The sequence below is a fragment of the Spirillospora sp. NPDC048824 genome, assembly GCF_043198455.1.
GTDB lineage: Bacteria > Actinomycetota > Actinomycetes > Streptosporangiales > Streptosporangiaceae > Spirillospora.
This window is the reverse complement of the sequence record NZ_JBICUS010000054.1, coordinates 1-2,411: the sequence shown is the minus strand read 5'-3', so window position 1 is coordinate 2,411 and position 2,411 is coordinate 1. Positions and strand designations below refer to the sequence as shown.

Below are 2,411 nucleotides of genomic sequence, written 5' to 3'. Positions count from 1 at the left end.
GACCCCCACCAACCCCACACCCTCACCGACCAACTCGACGGCACCACCTACACCTGGCACCGCTCCAACTACGTCCACCTCGACCCCCGAACACGGCCCGCACACATCCTCACGTTCCAGCGGAACGGCGGACATGTGCGGGCCGATGGGAACAGCGTCGCGGAGAACAGCGTGGAGAACGGCAGGGTCAGGGCGAATAACGGGACGAAGCCGAAGCCGAAGCCGCGCCGCGGTGGTCCGCGTCGTTCGGCCGGCGGGAGGCCGCGCCCGAACGGAACCTGATCAGATCAACTCGGCGGTGAGCAGGCGATCCTCGATGGAGCGGCAGCCGGTGAAGACCGAGCCGAGACCCTCGCGGTCGATGATGCGGCGAAGCTTGGCGGGCAGCGCGGGCAGCGACAGGCAGCCGCCCTCGGCGGCGACGCGCCAGCGGATGCCGAGCAGGATCGGCAGCGGGTCGCAGCGGACGCCGAGCCGGTCGTGCATCCGCACCATGAGATGCCGCAGGTTCGCCTCGACCAGCTGGGTGAGCGTGTCCCCGAGCCGCGGCACCGTGACCTCGTCGAGCACGCCGGACAGGTGGACGACCGTGTGGTCGCCGTCGCCGGCCGCCGTCGTGGTGATCATCAGTTCGGACGGGGCGGGCGGGGTGGGCGTGAGCCCGGCGTCGCCCGGGTGCAGGGCCCGGATGGCGTCCAGCACGTGCGTCGTGTCCACGTCGCCCGCTCCCCCGCCGGGGACGGGCGCGGCCGTGGCGGACGCGACGTCGGCGAACACCGGCACGAGCCGGCTCAGGCCGGTGAGCTGCAGCGCCCGCAGCACATGGGCGGACAGGGCGGGCACCACGGCGCGCAGCGGGCAGCCGAGCAGCTGCGCCCGCGTCTCCGCGCGGGCCAGCAGGACCAGCCCCGCGGCGTCCAGCAGCACCGCGTCCCCGAAGTCGACGACGACTCCGCCGCGTCCGCCGCCCCGCGCCGGGCCCGCGGACGCGAGGGACAGCGCCCTGCTCACCCCCTCCCTGATCCCCGCGTAGTTCTGCCAGCTGATCTGCGCGGGCAGGCCCAGGACGATGAAACCTCTGCGGGTCTCGATGCTCAGGCCCGCCACGGTCGTGTCCTTCATGTGTCAGTCACATCCCGATCGGGGTACTCGTGGCCGCGTGGGCGGGCCGGGGCGAAACGGTCAGGTCACCATGGGCGGCGGCATGGGAGCCGGGCGGTCTCGACGCGGGACGCCCGTCCGGATACGGCGGGCGCCCTCCCCGCACGACACCCGTCAGCCGGGACGCCGCGAGGCGTTCGATGGTCCGTTCCTCGGGCCGCACTCCGAGATGGGTGCAGCAGCACCACAGGTCGTCCACGCAACGGCGCACGTTCTCCGCCGGAACATCGGCGAAGCGAACGCGCAGCCGGGCCACGAGGTCATCGCGCGTCGGTACGACCGATGGCGACATCTCCCAGCGCTCCACTGTCCCTCCGATCGCTTTGGACGAAATAGTTCCGTCCGGACTTGTCAACCGCCATGCCGTCATCCACACAGGCGTCATCCACACGGGCGTCATCCGCACAGGCGTCATCCACACAAGCCGTCATCCACACGGGGTGTCGAACGCACGGGTCAAACGCACAGGCGTCAACTGCACGACAGGTTCTGAGCTTGGAAATGACCTACCCGAGGCATGCGACAGAAAAAGCGACGAAGCTAAAAACACGGACATGACACAACCGTCGTGCGGCAAGTATTCGAGACGGTGCGCGCCAGTGACCGGGCCGCAGATCAACGTGTTTTTGCGCTACTTTCCCGCGCCATAACGGACCGCTACCGGGCGATGACCTTCCCGGTCGCGGGTGCGGCAGGGCCGGTGTGGCCGGACACGGCGCGATCTACCTCGTGCTTGGGCGCGGCCCGTCCCGTCCGGACGGATCTGCGGGCACCGAAACCGGATGGCCGGTCACGGACAGTACTGAGATTTTTACGGATGGTTGCCTGTCGCGCACGTCGCGGACGCGGACTGCGGGCATTGCTGATCTAGATGTCTCCAACACACCCGGGGTGACCCATGCACGGCCAGCCGAAGAACCTCACCACCAGCACGTCCGACCAGGTCACCGAGACGGAGACGGAGGCCCTGCGGGCCGGCGGCCCCGGGGCGGACGCCGCGGCGCCGGCCGGCCGGGCACTCCCGGACCCCTTCAGCGAGAAGACCCCCCGCACACCGCACTGGTTCAAGACGGCGGTGTTCTACGAGGTGTCGGTGCGCGGGTTCGCCGATTCCAACGGCGACGGCTACGGCGACCTGCGCGGCCTGATCAGCAGACTCGACCACCTGCAATGGCTCGGCGTGGACTGCCTGTGGCTCCTGCCCATCTACCAGTCACCCCTGCGCGACGGCGGCTACGACATCGCCGAAT

Annotated in this window: 3 protein-coding genes; 2 read left to right on the top strand and 1 reads right to left on the bottom strand. The window is 69.9% G+C overall.

Annotation, left to right across the window (positions count from 1 at the left end; all coding sequences use genetic code 11):
- The coding region (locus ACGFIS_RS37450; RefSeq protein ID WP_392913541.1) for a hypothetical protein at positions 1-282 on the top strand (282 nt) is incomplete at its 5' end.
- Here ACGFIS_RS37450 and ACGFIS_RS37445 read toward each other — a convergent pair.
- A complete protein-coding gene (locus ACGFIS_RS37445) occupies positions 283-1,122 on the bottom strand; it encodes an STAS domain-containing protein (protein WP_392913537.1) in 840 nt (279 codons plus the stop codon). It lies immediately after the preceding gene.
- A 937-nt stretch (positions 1,123-2,059) separates the two neighbouring features.
- Here ACGFIS_RS37445 and ACGFIS_RS37440 point away from each other — a divergent pair.
- The coding region (locus tag ACGFIS_RS37440) for an alpha-amylase family glycosyl hydrolase (protein ID WP_392974012.1) at positions 2,060-2,411 on the top strand (352 nt) is incomplete at its 3' end.